Below are 18,865 nucleotides of genomic sequence, written 5' to 3' on the forward strand. Positions count from 1 at the left end.
AAAACACCCCGAGTCTCTTTTTCGTTTCTGCGCCGCTTTTGCACGACGGTGCGACAGATCGCGCTTCAGGACTCCCCTATTGCGCTCCCGTGGTGGTAGGTTGGAAACGTTTTGTTTCATTAATCAAACACTTCTAACTCACTCCCTGCAAAGGAATGCCCCAGCAATGGACTTCTCATTCAAGCAACTGGCCGTGACCACCCTGATGTTGGCCAGCTTTTCGTCGTTCACCACGGCAGCGCATGCCAACATCACGCCACAACAAAGCGCGACCATCCTCAAGACGTTCAGTGAGGCCTCGGCCACCGATTTCAGGCAGTTCCTGACGAGCCTGGCCAAGACCGACCTGGCGAAAACCGATGACCTCGGCGCGGCCATCAGCGCCTTCCTCGACAACAAAACCCTTACCGCCGACCAGCAGAACGAAATCCATCGCCTGCTGGGCCTCTATGCGCGGGTGAAATACGGCAGCGCTGCCACCGAGACGCTGCGTGAGCTTGTGGCCATCCCGACCTTCAACGTGGACGGCGTTGCCCAGCACGACAACCCTGAATTCATCAAGATCGCCGACAAGATCAAGAGCCTTGCCCAGACCTTCAACCTTAACTTTCGCAACATCGATAACCGCGTCTACGAAATCTCCCTCGAGGGCACTGGCGATGAAGTGGTCGGCATTCACGCCCACGCCGACGTGGTGCCCGTGACGCCGGAGAACTGGGTCCTGGAAGACGGCACCAAACTCGATCCGTTCAAGGTCACCCTGATTGGCGACCGCATGTATGGCCGGGGCACCGAGGATGACAAGAACGGCATCGTGGTGGCGCTCTACGCCATGAAAGTCATCAAGGAAGAAAAACTGCCGCTGGCGAGAAATTTCAAGTTGCTGGTGGACACCACCGAAGAAACCTCGGGCGACGCCATCCCCTACTACTTCGAACACAACCCGACACCCAACTACAACCTGGCGCTGGATGGCGGCTACCCGGTGGTGATCGCCGAGAAAGGCTATGGCACCGTCATGGGCAACTTCCCCAAGCGCAAGGCTGACGGCAAGGGCGCTGAAATCGTTTCGATGACGGGCGGCCTGGCCACCAACCAGATTCCGTCGGCTTCGGTCGTCACTCTGCTGAGCGACAAGCCCGCTGAGTTGGCTGCCAGCCTGCAGAAGGCCGGTACCGATTTTGCCAAACGCAATGGCGGCAATTTCAGCGTGAACGCCAAGGTTGACGGTAAGGACGTCAAGCTGACGGTCACCGGCGTTTCCGCCCACTCCTCCGAGCCAGAGTCAGGCGTCAACCCGGTTTCCCGGATGCTGGTCTTCATCAACAGCCTCGACGGCAAGGTCGCGCTCAAGCACAACCACATCACCGACGCCGCCCGCTACGCCGCCGACAACTGGGGGCTGGATTACCTGGGCAGCAAATTGGGGGTCGGCTTCTCTGATGCCTTCATGGGCCCGCTGACCACGTCACTGACGTTTGTCGGGATGGATGAAAAAACCTTCAAGCTCGCGGTCAACCTGCGCGTGCCAAAGGGCAAGTCGCCGGAAGCGCTCAAGGCCGAAATCGCCGACAAGATTGGCGCCTGGAGCAAGAAGTCCCACGTTGCTGCGACGTTCGACTACTCGATTGCCGAGCCGATGTACCGCAACCCCGAGGGTGAATGGGTCAAGGCGCTGTTGGCCGTGGCCAGCGAAAACCTTGGCATGAAACACGAGTTCGGCACCTCCGCCGGCGCCACCTCGGTTCATGAATTGCCCAATGGCGTGCAGTTCGGCCTGGCACGGCCCGAGAACAAATACACCGGCCATACCGACAACGAGTTCAAGACCGTCGACCAGTTCCTGCTGGACCTGCAGATCGTGACTGAAATGATGGGGCGCATCGGGCAATTGCCGAAACTCTGATCCCCTTTCGGACCCGCCGTTCTGGCGGGTCCGGATGATCTGAAGGCGCTGGTGCCCCGCTCCGCCAGCGCCTGCCCTTTCCTTCCACCCAATCAATGCTTGCCCTGCCTGCGATTCGATTTGATAATCCACGCTCTTTCCGCTCTCCATGAGGTGTTCGTCCGATGCGCAATTGATGCCGCCGTCCTTTTTTGACGGTCCGTTTTCATTTTCTCCCACTCGTTTGGGGGAAGTGGTCGTGGCATCCATTGAGTACACGTATGACGAATGCATATCTGACGCTGGACAGCGTTTCTTTTGCCTTGCCCGATGGCAGGGTTGTCTTCTCCGGTCTCACCACTCAGTTCGACCAGCAAGCCACGGGCCTCGTTGGCCGCAATGGTGCAGGCAAAAGTGTGCTGGCACGACTGCTGGCCGGGCAGCTGGAACCGAGCAGTGGCCGATGTTTACGCGACGGTTCGGTGCATTACCTGGCACAGCAGATCGACCATCCACCAACACTCAGTGTTGCCGGACTGGCCGGTGTCGAGCCCATACTTCAAGCCTTGCAGCGAATCGAGGCAGGTAGCGTCGATCAAGCGGATTTCGATACCGTGAGTGATCGCTGGGACATCCGTCGGCGCCTGGAGGCGGAGTTGCAGACTCAAGGCCTTGGTCACCTTCCGCTGGAGCATCCTGCCGATGCACTCAGTGGTGGCGAAGCCATGCGCGTGGCGCTGGTGGGTGCGTGGCTGGCCGATCCTGACCTGCTGATCCTCGATGAGCCCACTAATCATCTTGACCGTACCAGTCGCCTGGCTTTCATCGATCATCTAAGCCTCTGGCCCAAAGGATTGCTGGTCATCAGCCATGATCGCCAATTGCTGCAACGGATGTCGCGCATCGTCGAACTGTCGTCGCTGGGCATCCAAAGCTTCGGCGGCAATTATGATTTTTACGAGCAGTGCAAAGCGCAGGAGCGTGAAGAGGCCGCGCGCCAATTGCAGCAGCGCAAACACGAACGCAAGCGTGGCGAGCTGGAGCTTGTCCAGCAGCGCGAGCGGCTCGAACGACGTCATGCCAAGGGCAACAGCGCTGCACGCGAGAGCAATCAGGCGCGGATCCTGCTGGGAAGGCAAAAGGAGCGTAGCGAAAGCAGTCTCGGCAAGGCTCGATCCCAGCATGCCGCAACCCGTCAGGAAATGGACCAGCGCGTCCATGAAGCCGCGCTGAAGGTGGAGCATGAGGTGGGTATCAGATTGTATTCCCCCCTCGACGACTCGACGCATCGGCGCCAGGCTGCTGAGCTGGTCGCGCTGCGCTTGCCATTCGGGCCGGCTTCCGTCAATGCGCTGAATCTCACCCTTGGCGGTGACCAGCGCATTGCCGTTGTCGGTGACAACGGCGTCGGGAAATCCACACTGCTGAAAGTGCTGGCCGGTCAATTGCAGCCGCTGTCAGGTGAATGCTCGGTGAAGGTGCCAGTCGCGTTTCTTGATCAGCAGCTAAGCGTGCTGGACCCGCGATTGTCAGTGCTCGAACAACTGCTGGCAGCCAACCGCACCGTCAGCGAAAGCGAGCTGCGCATTCGTCTGGCGCACCTTGGCCTGGACGCCGGGAAACTCACGCAAGCCAGTGCTTCGCTCAGTGGTGGCGAGCGCCTGAAAGCAGCCATGGCCTGCGTGTTGTACGCCGACGAACCGGTGCAATTACTACTGCTGGACGAACCTGGCAACCATCTTGACCAGGTCTCGTTGCGGGCGCTGGAGGCCATGCTTGTGCAGTACAAAGGCGCGTTGATGATCACTTCTCACGACGAGGATTTCCTGGAGCGTCTGCGGCTCACCCATTGCTTGCAGATGACCGGTGAAGCGTGGGAGTTGCGGTCCGTCAAGTCACGGGGGCTGGCATTGGACAGCGTCGAGATAAGTTAGAAGGAACTCACGCCTTGAATCATCGTTGCCTCCAGAGCAACGATGTCTGAATTAAGTTGCTCTTGCTGCCATTGGTCAATGGAGCGAGCATCGCTCTCGACACCGCAGCACCGTCAAAACCGCACGCTGACGGCTGTCATTACCTCCCCCGTCCTACTCGCAAGGCCCTCGAAAGAGCGTCTACGGCGGAGTCATGTCTAATAAAAACAAGAGTCAACATATGACAAAAGATCGAGGCAAACTGTGTGCGCTGTTCATCACAGGAGCGGGAGCCAACCTCGCCCAGGCCGCCGACAGCGGGTTCGTGGAGCAGTCCACTGCCACTCTGACCACCCGAAACTATTTCTTCAGCAGGGACTTCTCCGACATCCGAGGCTCGGAAAAATCGATGGCCCAGGAGTGGGCGCAAGGCTTCATCCTCAACTTCAAGTCCGGTTACACGCCGGGGCTGGTGGGATTTGGCCTGGATGCCACCGCCAAGTTCGGCATCAAGCTCGACAGCAGTCCGGACCGGGTCAACTCGGGCTTGTTACCGGTGAAGGACGATGGCCGTGCCGCTGACAATTATGCTCGCCTCGGGTTGGCGGCCAAGATGCGCGTTTCCAAAACCGAGCTGAAGGTCGGCGAACTGCAACCCAATATTCCTTCGCTGGTTTTCAGCGATATCCGCCTGCTCCCCCCCGCCTATCAAGGCGCAAGCATCACCAGCAGTGAAATTCCCGGCCTGACGCTGCAAGGCGGGCACCTGACTTCCACGACCCTGCGCAATGAGGCCGGCGAGAGCAAACTGCAGGCCTTGCTGGGCAACAAGCCGCAACGCCAGGTGTCGAGCGATGCCTTCAACTACGTGGGCGGTGACTACGCGTTCAACAGTAATCGCACCACCGTGAGTGCCTGGCATTCCCGGCTGGAGGATATCTACGCGCAGAACTTCTTCGGTCTGAAACACAGTGTGCCGGTGGGCAGTTGGGTGCTGGGGGCCAATCTCGGTTATTACGACGCCAAGGAAGAAGGTCGCAAACTGGTGGGCAAGGTCGACAACCAGGCCTTCTTCTCGCTGCTGTCGGCCAAGCTCGGTGGCCATACGTTCTATGCCGGTTACCAGGGCATGTACGGCGACAGCCCTTTTCCTCGCGTGTTTCTCAACGTCAGCGCCCTTGGCAACGAACTGCCGACCTACGAGTTCGTCTCCACCCATGAGCGCTCCTATCAATTGCGTTATGACTATGACTTCGCGGCGCTCGGTGTACCTGGGCTGCTAGCGAGCACGCGCTATGTCACCGGCGACAATGTGAAGACAGGGATGGGCTATGAGGGCAAAGATTGGGAGCGTGACCTGGACCTCAGCTACACCTTTCAATCCGCCCCGTTGAAAGGCCTCGGTGTACGAGTGCGCAACGCGACGGCGCGCTCCAACTACCGCACAGATATCAACGAGAACCGGTTGATCATCAGTTACACCTGGACGCTGTTTTGAGTTCGTAAAACGAACGATGGGGGCGAATGGCTTCGCCCCCACACGTCACCTCTCACCGTTATCCGATCTTCACCGGACTTCAACGGTCAGCTCTATTTCGACACAAGCGCCCAACGGAATCTGGGCCACACCGAATGCCGAGCGCGCGTGTTTTCCCTGATCGCCGAACACCTCGGCAAACAGCTCCGAGGCGCCGTTGGTGACCAGATGCTGCTCGGTGAACCTGGACGTTGAATTCACCAGGCTCAGCACTTTGACGATCCGCGTGACCCGATTCAGATCCCCAAGATGCGCCTGCAGCGTCGCCAGCAAATCGATGGCGGTCGAACGCGCGGCAGCATAGCCCTCCTCTGTCGTCAGGGTTTCGCCCAGTTTTCCTGCCCAGACTTTGCCGTCTTTCTTCGCAATATGGCCGGACAGATAAACCACGTTGCCAGTCTGCGCACTCATCACATACGCAGCGGCGGGAGCGCCGGTGGCGGGTAGCTCGATACCGAGGTCTTTCAGGCGGGTATAGACGTCATGTTCAATCATGGGATTTCCTCGAACAGAATGTGCCAACGCCCGGAGTTTCCGGGCGTTGGTCAAGTTGAAAAGTCTCGATCCGGTTGTTTAGCCGGGCATTGATTCGCGGCTGAACGCGTCGACTTCCTGCACCAGGCTCTGTGCGGCCAACATCACCAGGTCGCGACCTTTATCCGGGCTGGCCAGGGACGGATCTGAGCCCATGCGGCCATCCGGATGACGTGCGCGGAAATCGAGTGCTTCGCGGATAGGCCCCCATGACGCGATCTGCGGCGAGTACTGGGCGGACTTGATGGCGTCCGGGTAAGCCCATTGGGTGACGGCAATTTCGGACGGCGTGGCATGAATGCCGTGGCCGGTAGGGAATTGATCTCGCGCCAGATCACCCACCCCTTCCAGGTCCCACCAGTTACACAACTTCAGCGCGAACCCCGCAGGGCGTCGGGCGAAGCTGGCTTCGGCATAGAGCTCCGAAAACGCCGCTTCAATTGAGGCAACGTTGCCGCCGTGGCCATTGAGGAAGAGGATTTTCTCGAACCCGTGAGCGGCCAGCGAACGTACCCAGTCGCCAATCGCCGCGATGAACGTCGAAGGACGAAGTGAGATGGTTCCGGGGAATCCAAGATGGTGCTGGGCCATGCCGATGTTGAAGGTCGGCGCGATCAGGATGTCTGCTGATTCCTGCGCCTGGCGTGCAATGATTTCGGGACACATCCAGTCGGTCCCCAAAAGCCCGGTCGGGCCATGTTGTTCGTTGGAGCCGATCGGGATCACGATGGTGCGGCTGCGTTCAAGGAATTGCCCGATCTCGGCCCAGGTCGATAGGTGTAAAAGCATGTGGGTTCTCTCTATAAAAAGGTTCCTTTCGGAACACGATTGATCAAGTAGGAGGCGGTTGATCAACCCGCACTGAATTCAGAAACCGAACGCTCACGGGCTTTCGGTTTGGTGGAAAGGATCACGAACGCTGCACACAGGAACACGCAGCCCACAACGACAATGCCAAGATTCGCGCTGCCGGTTGCCGTTTTCGCCCAGCCAATCACCGCCGGCCCCCAGAACCCGCCGGAAAGGCCGATGGTGTTGATCAAAGCGATACCGCCCGCCGCCGCATCGCCCTTGAGGTGTTCGGAGGGCATCGCCCAGAGCACGGTGTAGGCCATGAACATCATGGCGGTTGCCACCGTCAGCAGAACCAGCGACGCCATCAGGTGACCGTCTGCAAAGGGGTACATCAGCAACAGGGTTGCGCCAATGCCCGCGGGGACTGCGCAGTGATAGCGTCTTTCCCCGACCCGGTCGGATCGGCGCCCTATCCAGTACATGCCGATGGCCGCTGCGACGTAGGGAATTGCGGCATACCAACCCAGTTGCATGGTGTCGTTGACGCCCTGGGCCTTGAGGATCGCCGGCAGCCAGAAACTCATCGCGTAGATCGAGAAGATGATGCAGAAATAGGCTGACGCCAGGACGTAGATTTTCGGGTCGCGCAACACCGCCCGGAACGAATGAACCCGCCCCGTCGATGTACCGAGTTCGCTCTCCAACAGTGTCCTCTCCTCATTACTCAGCCAACGGGCTTCCGAGGGCCGATTCGAAAGAACGAAATAGGTCAGAATGCCAAGGAACACGCAAGGCAGGCCTTCAATCAGGAACATCCACTGCCACCCGGCCATGCCGCCAACGCCTTCAAACGTGGTGATCAACCAGGCCGACAATGGGCCGCCCACAATGCCGCCGATGGGGCCGGCGATGAACACGATCGCAATGGCCCGCGCCATCCGCTTGGGCCCGTACCAGCAGGACAGGTAATAGATCATGCCCGGCGCGAAACCGGCTTCGAATACACCCAGCAGAAAACGCATGGCGTAAAACATCGGCACGTTGCGCACGAACAGCATGCAGGCCGAGGTGATGCCCCAACACACCAGAATGCGGCTGAAGGTTTTTCGCGCCCCCACCTTCGGCAACATCAGGTTGCTCGGTATCTCGAACAATACATACCCCAGAAAGAAAATCCCTGCACCCGCGCCGTAAGCCGCATCGGAAAGTCCGAGATCATGTTGCATCTGCAGCTTGGCAAAACCGACGTTGATCCGGTCCAGATACGCAAAGACGTAGCAAATGAACAGCAGCGGCAGCAGCCGCCAATTGAGCTTGCGGTAAAGGGCGGAAATGGCATCACTTCCTGCCGATGCTGAAAAGGTTGACATGCGACTCTCCAATTATTCTTGTTGGTCTGCGTTCGTGCCAAGGAATGTTGCACCGGCACCTCAGGCCCAGCAAGAGCAACTAAGTTCGTGTATCGTTGCTCTACAGGCAACACACACTTCTTGAGAGAGGCCCTGCATGCGCGAGATCAACCAACAACGGCTGCGGTATTTTCATGAAGTGCTGGTCCATGGCTCGATTCGCGGTGCGGCGGACAGCATCAATACGTCGCCCTCGGTGATCACGCGCCAGATCAAGCTGCTGGAAGAGGAATTGGGGGCGAAGCTGTTCGAGCGCCAGGCGCGCGGCGTGCAGCCCACCGAGGCCGCGGCGCACTTGCTGGAGTTCTGGCGAGGTTATCGCTCGCATCAGGAGAAGCTCGAAGACCAGCTCCAGGCGATCAAGGGCCTGCAGCAAGGCCATGTCCGAGTGGTGATCAGCGAAGGGTATGTCGATGCATTGGTGGACAACGTGCTCGCACCGTTTTGCAAACAGTACCCCAGGCTCGATGTCAGGCTGGACATCCTGCCCGTGGACGACGTGCTGAATGAAGTCGCCGAAAACCGTGCGCACATCGGCCTTGCCTACAGCCCTCCTCCGCATTCGCACATCGATTTTCGCGCGACGTCATCGCAGCCGGTGATGCTGCTGGTTCGACCCGATCATCCATTGGCATTGCGAGGGGGACCGGCAACTGTCGCGGACATCCTCACTTGCCAACTGGTATTGACGCCCCCCACGTTCGGTATCGGTCATGCGATCAAGATGCTGGAGTACGCCGAGAAGATCGAAATCCGCCCGGCGCTGGTCAGCAACTCCCTCGCAGCGCTCAAGCGCCTGGTGGCCTCCGGAGATTTTGCGTCGTTGCTTGGCGAGTTCGCGGCCTATCGGGAAATCGCCAAGGGCAGCCTGGCGGCGGTGTCGATCGACCATCCGCTGTTTCTGGGTGTGGAGGCGAAACTGCTGGTGAAGTCCGGCCGACCACTGGCTGCCCCGGCTCAGGAGTTGCTGAACTGGATGTTGCAGCGGCTGCCGATGTTTGCTTCTGACAGCGAAGCTGCATTGGCTTCACGGTGACCTCCGCCTCGCTTGCTGATCAGCTCAATGAACGGCGCAAGCGTGGAATTGGCATTGCCTGAACCTCATCCATACGTCAGGATTCCACCCTTTTTTGATCGGCAGAAGCAAGCGTGGAACGTCTTTTCGTTATGCCCTTCGATAGTCGATACTCAAGTTACGGACCGAGTAGAAAATATGAATCGCCAGAAAAAACTACAGCAGTTGTTCAAGGCCAAAGCCAAAAAGGCCAGCGTCAAACTGGCACCGAAAAAGCCCAAGTACATCAGCAAGGCCGACCGATTGAAACTGGACGCTGAACCTGCTCAAGACTCGACCGATGCAGTTGAGAACTGAGTCATGCTCCCTGCACAAACTCGCTGACGATGGGCCGTTCCAATCGCGACGTCTTTGCAAAGGCCGTTGTCGATATCAACCAGCGGACCTCAGCCACGGTCGAACGCCACGGTGAAACGCTGAGCGTATCGGCCTCGCTGCGGCTGAGTTTGTCGCCCAGCCGCTCGAGTTACTTGAAAACCGGTACCGAAGCCGATCGGTCAGGGTTTTGCAGGTACTCGCGCAGCCGAACGCCAATCTCTGCAATTTTTGCCTCTCCCGCGCGCAAGGCTTTCGGGTTGGTGTGCACGGAGTAGCTTCCCAGCGCCAGATCATAGGGATGAGGCGTCGCTGAACCGATCACGAACACTGCATCTTTTTGCACCGCCATCAGCGTAACGGCGCCATTGCCCGGTTCGAAGACAGCCATTTCCCCGGCGTTGACCAGGCCAGGCGCACTGAGAGCCCCTCGACTGACACTCAACCACAGTGACTCGTGGTCATTGGGCGGCACATAGGTCCAGGACTCCCCGGCTTGCAGCGTGACCAGCAGGTAGTTCATTCCATCAGGTGCGCGGACCGGACTCTTGACCCCTTCATACGCCCCGAGAATTACCCGCGCCGGCCCCACTTCAGGCATCACGCTCGACTCCAGGTATTGACTGTCGACACTCGCGTTTTCCAACGCGGGCGGCAGTGCAACCCACAGCTGAAAACCCTGGATCCGCTTCGAGGTCCCGACCGACATCTCCTTGCCGTGCCAGACCCCGCCGCCCGCCCGCATCCATTCGACACCCCCATAGTCAATCATCCCCGACCCCGACCCGGCATCCTCGAAACGCAAATTACCTTCGGTAATGACGGTGACGGTGGCGATCCCCGAGTGCGGATGCATCGGCATGCCATGAATGAAGGAGCTCTCGCCTTCAAACAGATCGAGAAAAACGAAAGGCTTGATCAGGTGACCCAGGTCCGAAGGGCTCATCAACCGGACAATGGAACCGTGCCCGCTGCCGGTGGTGCGATAGCTGATTGCGCGTGTAGAACCGGCAACGATACCAACAGGTTGTTGCTGAATAGTCATGGTGATTACTCACAGAACAGATACCTGAACAATAGGGCCAGGCCGATTGCTTGATTAGCCGATACAATTGGATTGCACTCGTCCACCAGCGTCAGGAATCGCCCGCCATGATCGACCTCAATGACATCGCCATGTTCGTGCAGGTAGTGCGCAGCGGCAGCTTTGCAGAAGCGGCGCGACGGCTGGGCATGCCGCCCAATACCGTGAGTCGCCGGATCCTGCAGCTCGAAGCGCATCTCGGCACGCGGCTGCTGCAACGCTCCACCCGCAAACTCACGCTGACCAGTGCCGGCCAAGGCTTTCATGAGCGTTGCGCGGAAGCGGTCGACGGCCTGCTCGAAGCAGGACAGGCGTTGCTGACGGGCAGCAACGAACCCAGTGGCCTGGTGCGCGTGGCGGCGCCGGCCGACTTCTTCGACTTCTTCGAGATGGAGTGGGTGACCGAATTTCTGACCGCGCATCCACGTGTGCGACTCGACTTCGTGCTCAGCGATGCGAAGGCCGACTTGATCGCAGAGCAGATCGACGTGGCCTTTCGCGGCGGGTCGCTGCGTGATTCTGGCTATGTCGGTCGCCAGATCCTTGACCCCCGCAGCGTCGGGATGGTCGCAAGTCCCTCCTACCTCGCGGCACGCGGCGCACCCCGCTCGTTGCAGGACCTGGTGAATCACGACTGCGTGATCTCCGCGCATCCCGGCGGCTCCGCCACCTGGCGTCTGGTCGGCCCCAATGGCGAGGAAGAAGTGCAAGTGGCCGGGCGCTTCAGCGGCAATACCGCGCAGGCGCTGCGCAAGGCCGCCGTGGCCGGACTCGGCATCGCCCTGCTCCCGCCCGTGATGGCCAGGCTCGACATTCAGGCCGGTGTGCTCGCCCCGGTGCTACCTCACTATCAACCCAACGGCTACGGCATGAACGTGCTGTATCCGAGCCGACGACAACTTCCGCTCGCGGTATCGGCATTCATCGGGCTGGTGATCCAGAAGATGAATGCGGCGGATGCACCGGACGTGTCTCAATAGCGAACGGCAATCGAAACGTCAGGCGTGCGCGGCGATTGCGGAGGGGCAGCCAATCATTTTTGACTGGGCCACCGTCATCGCCAGCAGGCTGGCTCCCACAGGGATTCAGCGGCGATCACAACACCGGCGAACGCCAATGTGGGGAGATTCTATGTTGCAGGGCAACCCTGCCACTTCGGGCCGGCTGGTACTCGCTCTGATTTTTCATCAGGGCAAATGTCACCTGGCAGAGTTTCCGGGCGAGAGCTACCAATGCCTGAGTTTTCGAGAAGCCTCTAGCCACGGTTCACGTCGCGCGCTTTCCCGTAGCGCGAGAGTCCGATCTTGATGCCGACCAGCAGAGGGGCGGCTACGACAAACAGCAGGGCGACGGAGAAAAATGCGGTATCGAAGGCAATCACCGCAGCCTGCCCTGTCACCGTCTTGCCCAGCAAGCTGGTCGCGGCGCGGCCGGCCGCCACCGGGTCCATGCCCTTCCCCGCCAGCATCGACGTGGTGGTCGTCAGCCGTTCGATGAGCGCATGCCCCCCTGAGGTGACGTTGGCGCCGAGGACGTTGCCATTGATGACGATGTGATGCTCGATCAGGGTCTGCAACCCTGCGACGCCCATCAAGCCCCCCAACTGACGCCCCGTATTGAACAAGCCGATGCCGCAGGCGAGGTTGCGGCTGTTGAGGTCGGTGAAGGCGATCAGGGTGATCGACAGAAACAGGAAGCCAAGGCCCAGGCCGCGCAGCTGGATGGCCGCCATCATATCGGCGGCGCCGCTTTCGCTGGTGGAACCGGACAGCATCCACATCGCCGCCATAATCATCAAAATGCCAAAAGGCACGGTCGCCACCGGTGGAACGTGGCGGACCTTGAACAGAAACGCTGCAATGAGCAGCGAGCCGATAAAAAAGCCGCCACTGGGCAACAGGAGCAGGCCGGCATCGGTCGGCGTGAACGCCAGCACCGACAGGGCGAACGCCGGAATCAGGTACGCGCTGCCGAACAACGCGGCGCCAGCGACGAAACTGACGCAAAAGGCAAAGGTGAAATCGCTCGATTTGCACACCGTGAAATCGAACAGCCCCTGTTTTTTGACCAGCGCTTGCTGACCGAGAAAGGCCAGCAGCGCGGCGGCGCCGAGTATCGTCAGCCACTCGATATGAGGTTCCTCGAACCAGTCCCAACGGCTGCCCTGGCTGAGCACATAGGTAAAACAGAACAGGGTCGCAGAAATCAGTGAGAGCCCGAGCCAGTCAAAGGACCGTTGCCGCACCTTGGCAGGCACCGGGTGTTCTGCGATGAGCAAAAGGCCGGTTGCCGCCAGGGCCAGCGGCACCACGCAGAGGAAAATCCAGGTCCAGGACTGGCTGTCGATCAACCACCCTTGCAGGGCGGGAGCGAGGGTCCCGGGCGCGACCACGGAGCCCATGGCAAACAGGGCTTGCAGGATCGGCTGGAGCGCACGCGGATAGGCACGAAAAATCATCGCCTGCCCCGCTACCAGCAAGACGCCGCCGGCGAAGCCTTGAATGATGCGAAGTGCGATCAGCAGGTCCAGACGAGCAGTGATGGCGGCCATGCCGCACGCCAGCCCCATGATCAGGGTGGCGCCGATGATCACAGTGCGCGAATTGAAACGCTGCAACAGCCAAGGTGCGGTCATGAACCCAATCAGCTTGAGCGTAATGTAGCCGACATCCAGCCAGGCGAATTCGTCAGGTGTCGCATAGGTGTCGCCGATGATGTCGGCGCGGCCGAGCGACAGCACGGTGCCGGCGATCGCTTCCGTCAGCGTGGCCAGCACGATGCCCACCATCAGCAGTACGCCGGTCCTGGTTCGGGTGCTGCCCGGCGTGATGCTCGCAAGCGTGTTCACGAGCCTTCCCCTTGCGTCACCTCCACCCGGGCGGACAGGCCTGGCACGATGCGCCCCGGCAGCGGGTTATCCGCCAGACGGATCTTCACGGGGACGCGCTGCACGACGCGCACAAAATTACCGGTCGCGTTGTCAGGCGGCAGCAAGCTGAACGCCGCTCCACTCCCCGGTGCAAAGCTGTCGACCACGCCAGTCAATGCCGTGTCGGGGTAGCCATCGACCGTGATGCGCACGGGTTGGCCGGGATGGATATGTTCGAGTTGGGTTTCCTTGAAATTGGCCACGACCCACACATCGTGGACCGGCACGATATCGAGCAGGGAAACGCCCGGCGTCACGAAACGGCCGAGACGAATCTGGCGATTACCGACCACACCCTCCACCGGTGCGTGCACCACGGTGTGGTCGAGATCGATCTGGGCGAGATCCCGCGCGGCCTGTGCTTGCAACACGGCAGCCACGGCAGCCTCTCTTTCAGCCACGTACACGGCAATGGTCTGCTGTTGCGCCTCGACCGTTGCCGAAGCGGCCGATACCGACGCCGCGGCTCTGGATTGCGCGGTGCCGGTTTCATCGACCAGGGCCTGGCTGACCGCGTTGCTGACGATCAGTTTACGGCTGCGGTCATGGGTCTTGGTCGCCAGGTTCATGTCGGCGGTGGCCGAACGTCTTTGGGCTTCGGCCTGCCGAATCAACGCACGCTGAAGCTGGATCTGTGCATCGACATGGGTCAGGCGCGCCTGGGCCGCGCTGACATTGGCCACGGCTTGCGCAAGTTTGGCGCGATAGTCGCGGTCATCGATTCGGAACAGCACATCACCTGCGCATACGGTCTGGCTGTCCTCGACCTCCAGCGCCGTGACGTATCCGGCGACCTTGGCGGCCAGCGAGGTGACGTCACCACGGACATAGGCGTTGTCGGTCGAGGCCACACCGCTGGAAAACGTCATGGCGCCCCACGCCACCACAACCACCACGGCAGCCACGCACAGCAAAATGCCGATGATCTTGCGCTTGCTGCGTCCCGCCACGACGTGAGGAGCCCCGGTGCTGGCGTCGGCGGTGATGGTGGCTTTGTCCTGGAGCGCGTTCATTTTTTCATTTCCTGTTCAATGCCTGGAACTGCAGCAGCCACGGGCGGCAGAGATCTGCCGCCGGGCTGTCGAGCCTTCATCAGCGCCTGATCGGCTCAGGGTTTGATAGGTGTAACGAGCTCCTTTTCCTCGGTGTCGAGGACAAACACCGCCAACAGGCGCGCAGGTTGGGTGTCACTGGCGTTGGCGCTGACCAGGTGCACGGAGCCCGGTTCTTCTACGAAGTTTTCGCCCACCTTGTAGATCTTTTCCGGCTCGCCTTTGACTTTGATGCGAAACGAGCCCTCCAGGACCGTCGCATAAATGAAGGCCGTTTTCGGATGGGTGTGGGACGGCGACGCAGCACCCGGCCCATACTCGACGACCACGCCTCTCATGCTCTTGCCGGGGATGTTGGGAATGGGACGGTCGAACACGACCGTCACCTTGCCGGCGGCCGGCTCTGCCGCGGACGCTGAGCTGATCGAGAGCGCTGCGAAGACAGCGGCTATTAGCAATCGGGTAACCATGGGATTTCTCCTGGATTCGTAGGGAAACGTGAGGGGGCGATTCGTTACTGCGCTGTCGACCGGGCCAGCCAGTCTTCGAAGCGCATTGCACCCAGGCGTGGGTTTTTGCCTGGAACCAGCGATTGATCGTCGAGCACGGAACCGAAGTAACGCGCATGCACGTCCGGCACGACCCGACGGCTGTCCTGGGTCGCGCGCAAAAAGCGTCTGACCAGTTCGTCGATCGGCAGAGCTTCGGGACCCGCGACTTCGACCGTGCCATTGACGGGCGCTGCCAGCACGACATCGGCCAGCGCCGCCACGACATCGTCGGACCCGATCGGCTGGATCAACGCCGGCGAAACACAAAGCTCCTCGCCGACGGTGAACGACTGGGCAATGCCGCCGACAAATTCGAAGAACTGCGTGGCACGCAAAATGGTGTAAGGAATGCCGGACGCCTTGATCAGGTTTTCCTGTGCGACCTTGGCCCGGAAATACCCGTTTTCTGGAAGCCGTTCGCTCCCGACAATCGACAGGGCAACGTGATGACGAACCCCGGCAGCGGCTTCGGCGGCCAGCAGGTTACGACTGGAGGTCTGGAAGAAATCGAGGACGGCCTGGTCCTCCCACGACGGCGCGTTGGCCACGTCGACCACCACATCAGCCCCGTCTATCGCTTCGGCCAGGCCTTCGCGGGTGATGCTGTTCACGCCCGTGCTGGGGCTGGCGGCGAACGCGTCATGGCCGCGTTCGCGGAGGGTGTTTACAAGTTTCGATCCGATGAGGCCGGAGCCCCCGATGACGACGATCTTCATGGCTTTTCTCCACTTGTCGACTGCAACATTGCGTCGGTGTAGAGAGATTGCCTGCACGCGTGAAACAAGTCCTTGCGCCGGGCTTGGGTTTGCCTTGGCGATCGCTTGAATTTTCGTCCAAAGACACGGTGGTCTTGAGCGGGATTTTCGGGTGAAACAGGTACAAACCTGTTTCAGATGGGTCGGCTTGGAGTTATTTTGCGGCAGACAGAAATCAGCCAGAAGCGTCCACTATGGACGTTGGATTCAGATTTGCAGTGTCCCCCTTACCAAGGCTTCCAGCCTGGGCAAGATACCCGCTTCGTCACTGCCCAAAATGGCGATCGAAGAACCACGCAACCCTGCAGACGAAGCTGCAGCTGCGTCGCCGACCAAAGCCACTGGGCAGCTAACGCCCATTTGAAGGGCACGCAGGCGCTTGTGCGCATCCGCCTGCAGTGGTGCCTGGACCAACAGCACCAGCGCGGCGGGCTCAATCGCCTCACACAGCAGCGGCAACTCTTCCAGTGGCTGGCCCGTGCTCAGCACCTCGATGCGCAGCTGGTCACTACTCATCAACAAACCGGCACTCAACAGTTCCAGTTCGCGCGCATGGCCCGAACCGTCTGCCAGCAGCACGCAGGCACCGTTGCTCTGGTTCATCTGCAGGCGCAATAACATCCGCGCACGCAAGAAGGCGTCAAGGAACAGCCACTGACTGCGACGGCCGAAAGCATTGCCGGTTGCCAGGCTGCGCCAGACCGGAAGCAGAATTGCCTCCAGTACCGTAGCCTTCGGATAGATCGTGAATAGTTGCCCGTGAAGGCGCTCAAGCTCAGCACCATCAAAAGCCTGCGCGGCACGATGAACGGCCTCTTGCCACTGGACCAGGGGGGCTTCGGTCGAGTCTGATGCAGAGAGAGTGGGCGTGTCCTGCTGGCGGAGGAGCAATGCGCCTATCTTGCTGATCGGCAGCCCCCGGCTGGTCCAGAGCATGATGCTGCGGATATGTTCGATGTCCTGTTGCGAATACAGGCGATGCCCGCCCACCGTGCGCACCGGTCGGATCAGCCCATGGCGACGCTCCCAGGCCCGCAGGGTGATCGGGTTGACGCCGGTCAGGCTGGCGACTTCCCGCATGGGGAGCAAGACGTCGTCGGAGGCGGATTCGATGGGCTCGGTCATTGAAGGTCGTAGCATCCTTAAGGTGTCGGCATTCTAAACCAGGCAAGACCGGTTTTAACCAGCATCAATCGATATCCGGCCTCCCCGCGCCGCCCCATCTAGGCATCGCCGTCGCTGACGGCTACGCTGTGGGTCAACCCCATGAACCACAGCGAACCCAGACCATGATCGACTCCAAACTCCTGCAGCTTATGGTCGAAGCCTCCAATGACGGCATCGTCGTGGCCGAGCAGGAAGGCAATGACAGCATTCTCATTTATGCCAACCCTGCCTTCGAGCGCCTGACTGGCTACACTGCCGACGACATTCTCTACCAGGATTGCCGGTTCCTGCAGGCAGACGATCATGATCAGACCGGCCTCGAGGCAATCCGCGCTGCCATCCGCCTCGGTCAGCCTTGCCGTCAGGTACTGCGCAACTATCGCAAGGATGGCAGCCTGTTCTGGAACGAGCTGTCTATCACTCCCGTGCACAATGATGCCGACCAGTTGACCTACTACATTGGCATACAGCACGACGTCAGCGACAAGATTGCCGCGCTGGAAAGAATTGAGTCACTCGAGACCGAAGTGACCGAGCTTCGCCGTCAACTGGCAAGGCTCGGTGGCTAACGACGAGTAGCGCTACGACCGACAAAAAAGTGTACAAGAATATTGACTTGTACAATATTCCCCGTAGGCTTCAGTTAAATCTGTACAGTTTTTTCAACTTGTACAATTTTTCCCGGGGCCTGCCATGTCTGCCTATCTCCACCATTTCGCCGACACGTTCGCAACGCTGAACGCTGATTGCCTGGACCGACTGGGCGAGCTCTATAGCAACGACGTTCAGTTTCGTGATCCCTTGCATCAGCTGGATGGCTTGCCGGCACTGCGCACCTACTTTGAAAAGCTATACACCAACGTCCAGGATATTCGCTACGACCTCCTTGACGTGGATGAAACCGCCCCCGGCCACGGTTATCTGCGCTGGAACCTGCATTTTCGTCATCCGCGCCTGTCCCGCGGCCAGCCGATCAGTCTGCAAGGCTGCAGCCACCTGCGCTGGCAGAAACATGTCTACCTGCACCACGACTACTTCGATGCCGGCGCCCTGCTCTATGAGCACGTCCCGGTTCTTGGCGGGATGATCGGCTGGATCAAGGGAAGGCTCGCATGAGTCGCTGCTGGCTGACTGGGGCCAGCAGCGGCCTCGGTGCTGCCCTGGCCGAATTGCTGCTGGAGCAAGGCCATTCGGTGGCCTTGGGTGGCCGGCGGGCGGAGGCACTTATGCCGCTCGTGCTGCGCCACCCCGGGGCCCTGCTTGCTACCGGCGATGTGACTGACCCACGACAGGTCTCGGCTATGTGCGAGAACATCGAGCATGCGTGGGGCGCACTGGACCTGGTGATCCTCAACGCTGGCACCTGCGAATACCTTGTGCCGGGCATGTTCGAGGCCGAGACAGTCGAGCGCGTGATGCGCACGAACCTGCTGGGGGTCAGTTACTGCCTGCAGGCAGCCTTGCCACTGCTGCGCCGCGGGCAACGACCACACCTGGTAGTGATCGGCAGCTCGGTGACCTGGCTGGCGTTGCCGCAGGCTGGAGCCTATGGCGCTTCCAAGGCGGCCCTGCGTTATCTTGTCGAATCCCTGCGCCTGGATCTCTACGCCGAAGGCATTGATGTAACGTTGGTCAGCCCAGGGTTCATCGACACTCCGCTGACTCGGCGCAACGCCTTTGCCATGCCACAACTCTGGACGGCCGACCGCGCCGCGCGACATGTCGTCGCGCGCCTGACGCGACGACCGTTGGAGATCAACTTTCCACGCCTCTTCATTCTCGTCCTGCGCTTGCTTGGCGCCCTCCCAGCTCGCTGGCGCCTGGCCGTGGGCCGTCGACTGGCGCGAACCGAACAGGAATAGCG

18 protein-coding genes and 1 pseudogene are annotated in these 18,865 nt (G+C 60.2%); 9 read left to right on the plus strand and 10 right to left on the minus strand.

Going from position 1 to position 18,865, the window contains the following annotated elements:
* The first annotated feature begins 166 nt into the window (after positions 1 to 166).
* The 3 genes from J2Y86_RS04750 to J2Y86_RS04760 all read left to right on the plus strand — a co-directional run bounded on the left by J2Y86_RS04750 (position 167) and on the right by J2Y86_RS04760 (position 5,296).
* Positions 167 to 1,906, plus strand: a complete 1,740-nt coding sequence (locus J2Y86_RS04750) for a dipeptidase (protein WP_253428593.1) — start codon at positions 167 to 169, stop codon at positions 1,904 to 1,906.
* Positions 1,907 to 2,166: 260 nt separating this feature from the next.
* Positions 2,167 to 3,819 carry an ABC-F family ATP-binding cassette domain-containing protein gene (locus J2Y86_RS04755; RefSeq protein ID WP_253428594.1) on the plus strand — a complete coding sequence of 551 codons (1,653 nt, stop codon included), beginning with the start codon at positions 2,167 to 2,169 and terminating at the stop codon, positions 3,817 to 3,819.
* 220 nt (positions 3,820 to 4,039) lie between these two features.
* Entirely contained in the window at positions 4,040 to 5,296 is a 1,257-nt protein-coding gene (locus J2Y86_RS04760) for an OprD family porin (protein ID WP_253428595.1), read from the plus strand.
* A gap of 69 nt (positions 5,297 to 5,365) precedes the next feature.
* Here the strand turns inward: J2Y86_RS04760 and J2Y86_RS04765 are convergent, their stop codons facing one another.
* From J2Y86_RS04765 to J2Y86_RS04775, 3 genes are all read right to left on the minus strand, one after another.
* Positions 5,366 to 5,830, minus strand: coding sequence for a RidA family protein (locus J2Y86_RS04765; RefSeq protein ID WP_253428596.1), 465 nt, complete (start codon positions 5,828 to 5,830; stop codon positions 5,366 to 5,368).
* A gap of 78 nt (positions 5,831 to 5,908) precedes the next feature.
* Positions 5,909 to 6,658 (minus strand): creatininase family protein, encoded by a 750-nt coding sequence (locus J2Y86_RS04770; protein ID WP_253428597.1) that lies wholly within the window; start codon positions 6,656 to 6,658, stop codon positions 5,909 to 5,911.
* A 62-nt stretch (positions 6,659 to 6,720) separates the two neighbouring features.
* Positions 6,721 to 8,034 carry an MFS transporter gene (locus J2Y86_RS04775; RefSeq protein WP_253428598.1) on the minus strand — a complete coding sequence of 438 codons (1,314 nt, stop codon included), beginning with the start codon at positions 8,032 to 8,034 and terminating at the stop codon, positions 6,721 to 6,723.
* A gap of 136 nt (positions 8,035 to 8,170) precedes the next feature.
* Between J2Y86_RS04775 and J2Y86_RS04780 the strand changes: the two genes are divergently transcribed.
* Both J2Y86_RS04780 and J2Y86_RS04785 read left to right on the plus strand, forming a co-directional pair.
* Complete coding sequence (locus J2Y86_RS04780; RefSeq protein WP_253428599.1) at positions 8,171 to 9,109, plus strand: LysR family transcriptional regulator; 939 nt, start codon at positions 8,171 to 8,173, stop codon at positions 9,107 to 9,109.
* Between the two features lie 177 nt (positions 9,110 to 9,286).
* Positions 9,287 to 9,445, plus strand: a complete 159-nt coding sequence (locus J2Y86_RS04785; protein WP_253440115.1) for a DUF2986 domain-containing protein — start codon at positions 9,287 to 9,289, stop codon at positions 9,443 to 9,445.
* A gap of 169 nt (positions 9,446 to 9,614) precedes the next feature.
* Here the strand turns inward: J2Y86_RS04785 and J2Y86_RS04790 are convergent, their stop codons facing one another.
* Positions 9,615 to 10,508 (minus strand): pirin family protein, encoded by an 894-nt coding sequence (locus tag J2Y86_RS04790; RefSeq protein WP_253428600.1) that lies wholly within the window; start codon positions 10,506 to 10,508, stop codon positions 9,615 to 9,617.
* 107 nt (positions 10,509 to 10,615) lie between these two features.
* Here J2Y86_RS04790 and J2Y86_RS04795 point away from each other — a divergent pair, with 107 nt between their 5' ends.
* Complete coding sequence (locus J2Y86_RS04795; protein WP_253428601.1) at positions 10,616 to 11,527, plus strand: LysR family transcriptional regulator; 912 nt, start codon at positions 10,616 to 10,618, stop codon at positions 11,525 to 11,527.
* A gap of 149 nt (positions 11,528 to 11,676) precedes the next feature.
* Here J2Y86_RS04795 and J2Y86_RS30260 read toward each other — a convergent pair.
* From J2Y86_RS30260 to J2Y86_RS04820, 6 genes and pseudogenes are all read right to left on the minus strand, one after another.
* Positions 11,677 to 11,810 (minus strand): annotated as a pseudogene (locus J2Y86_RS30260) (IS110 family transposase); the annotation flags it as partial.
* Complete coding sequence (locus J2Y86_RS04800) at positions 11,803 to 13,335, minus strand: DHA2 family efflux MFS transporter permease subunit (protein WP_253440119.1); 1,533 nt, start codon at positions 13,333 to 13,335, stop codon at positions 11,803 to 11,805. The gene J2Y86_RS04800 and the pseudogene J2Y86_RS30260, both read right to left, overlap by 8 nt.
* Positions 13,336 to 13,391: 56 nt before the next feature.
* Positions 13,392 to 14,489, minus strand: coding sequence for an HlyD family secretion protein (locus tag J2Y86_RS04805; RefSeq protein WP_253428602.1), 1,098 nt, complete (start codon positions 14,487 to 14,489; stop codon positions 13,392 to 13,394).
* A gap of 95 nt (positions 14,490 to 14,584) precedes the next feature.
* The gene (locus J2Y86_RS04810) at positions 14,585 to 14,998 is read right to left on the minus strand and encodes a cupin domain-containing protein (protein WP_253428603.1); all 414 of its coding nucleotides are present in this window, start codon (positions 14,996 to 14,998) and stop codon (positions 14,585 to 14,587) included.
* Between the two features lie 44 nt (positions 14,999 to 15,042).
* Positions 15,043 to 15,795 carry an SDR family oxidoreductase gene (locus J2Y86_RS04815; RefSeq protein WP_253428604.1) on the minus strand — a complete coding sequence of 251 codons (753 nt, stop codon included), beginning with the start codon at positions 15,793 to 15,795 and terminating at the stop codon, positions 15,043 to 15,045.
* A 246-nt stretch (positions 15,796 to 16,041) separates the two neighbouring features.
* Positions 16,042 to 16,947, minus strand: coding sequence for a MerR family transcriptional regulator (locus tag J2Y86_RS04820; RefSeq protein WP_437180679.1), 906 nt, complete (start codon positions 16,945 to 16,947; stop codon positions 16,042 to 16,044).
* A 176-nt stretch (positions 16,948 to 17,123) separates the two neighbouring features.
* Here J2Y86_RS04820 and J2Y86_RS04825 point away from each other — a divergent pair, with 176 nt between their 5' ends.
* The 3 genes from J2Y86_RS04825 to J2Y86_RS04835 all read left to right on the plus strand — a co-directional run bounded on the left by J2Y86_RS04825 (position 17,124) and on the right by J2Y86_RS04835 (position 18,863).
* A complete protein-coding gene (locus tag J2Y86_RS04825; RefSeq protein WP_253428606.1) occupies positions 17,124 to 17,570 on the plus strand; it encodes a PAS domain-containing protein in 447 nt (148 codons plus the stop codon).
* A 124-nt stretch (positions 17,571 to 17,694) separates the two neighbouring features.
* Positions 17,695 to 18,117, plus strand: a complete 423-nt coding sequence (locus J2Y86_RS04830; RefSeq protein WP_253428607.1) for a nuclear transport factor 2 family protein — start codon at positions 17,695 to 17,697, stop codon at positions 18,115 to 18,117.
* Positions 18,114 to 18,863 carry an SDR family NAD(P)-dependent oxidoreductase gene (locus tag J2Y86_RS04835; protein ID WP_253428608.1) on the plus strand — a complete coding sequence of 250 codons (750 nt, stop codon included), beginning with the start codon at positions 18,114 to 18,116 and terminating at the stop codon, positions 18,861 to 18,863. The genes J2Y86_RS04830 and J2Y86_RS04835 overlap by 4 nt, the downstream gene beginning before the upstream one ends.
* Positions 18,864 to 18,865: the final 2 nt, after the last annotated feature.

Source organism: Pseudomonas migulae (assembly GCF_024169315.1).
GTDB lineage: Bacteria > Pseudomonadota > Gammaproteobacteria > Pseudomonadales > Pseudomonadaceae > Aquipseudomonas > Aquipseudomonas migulae_B.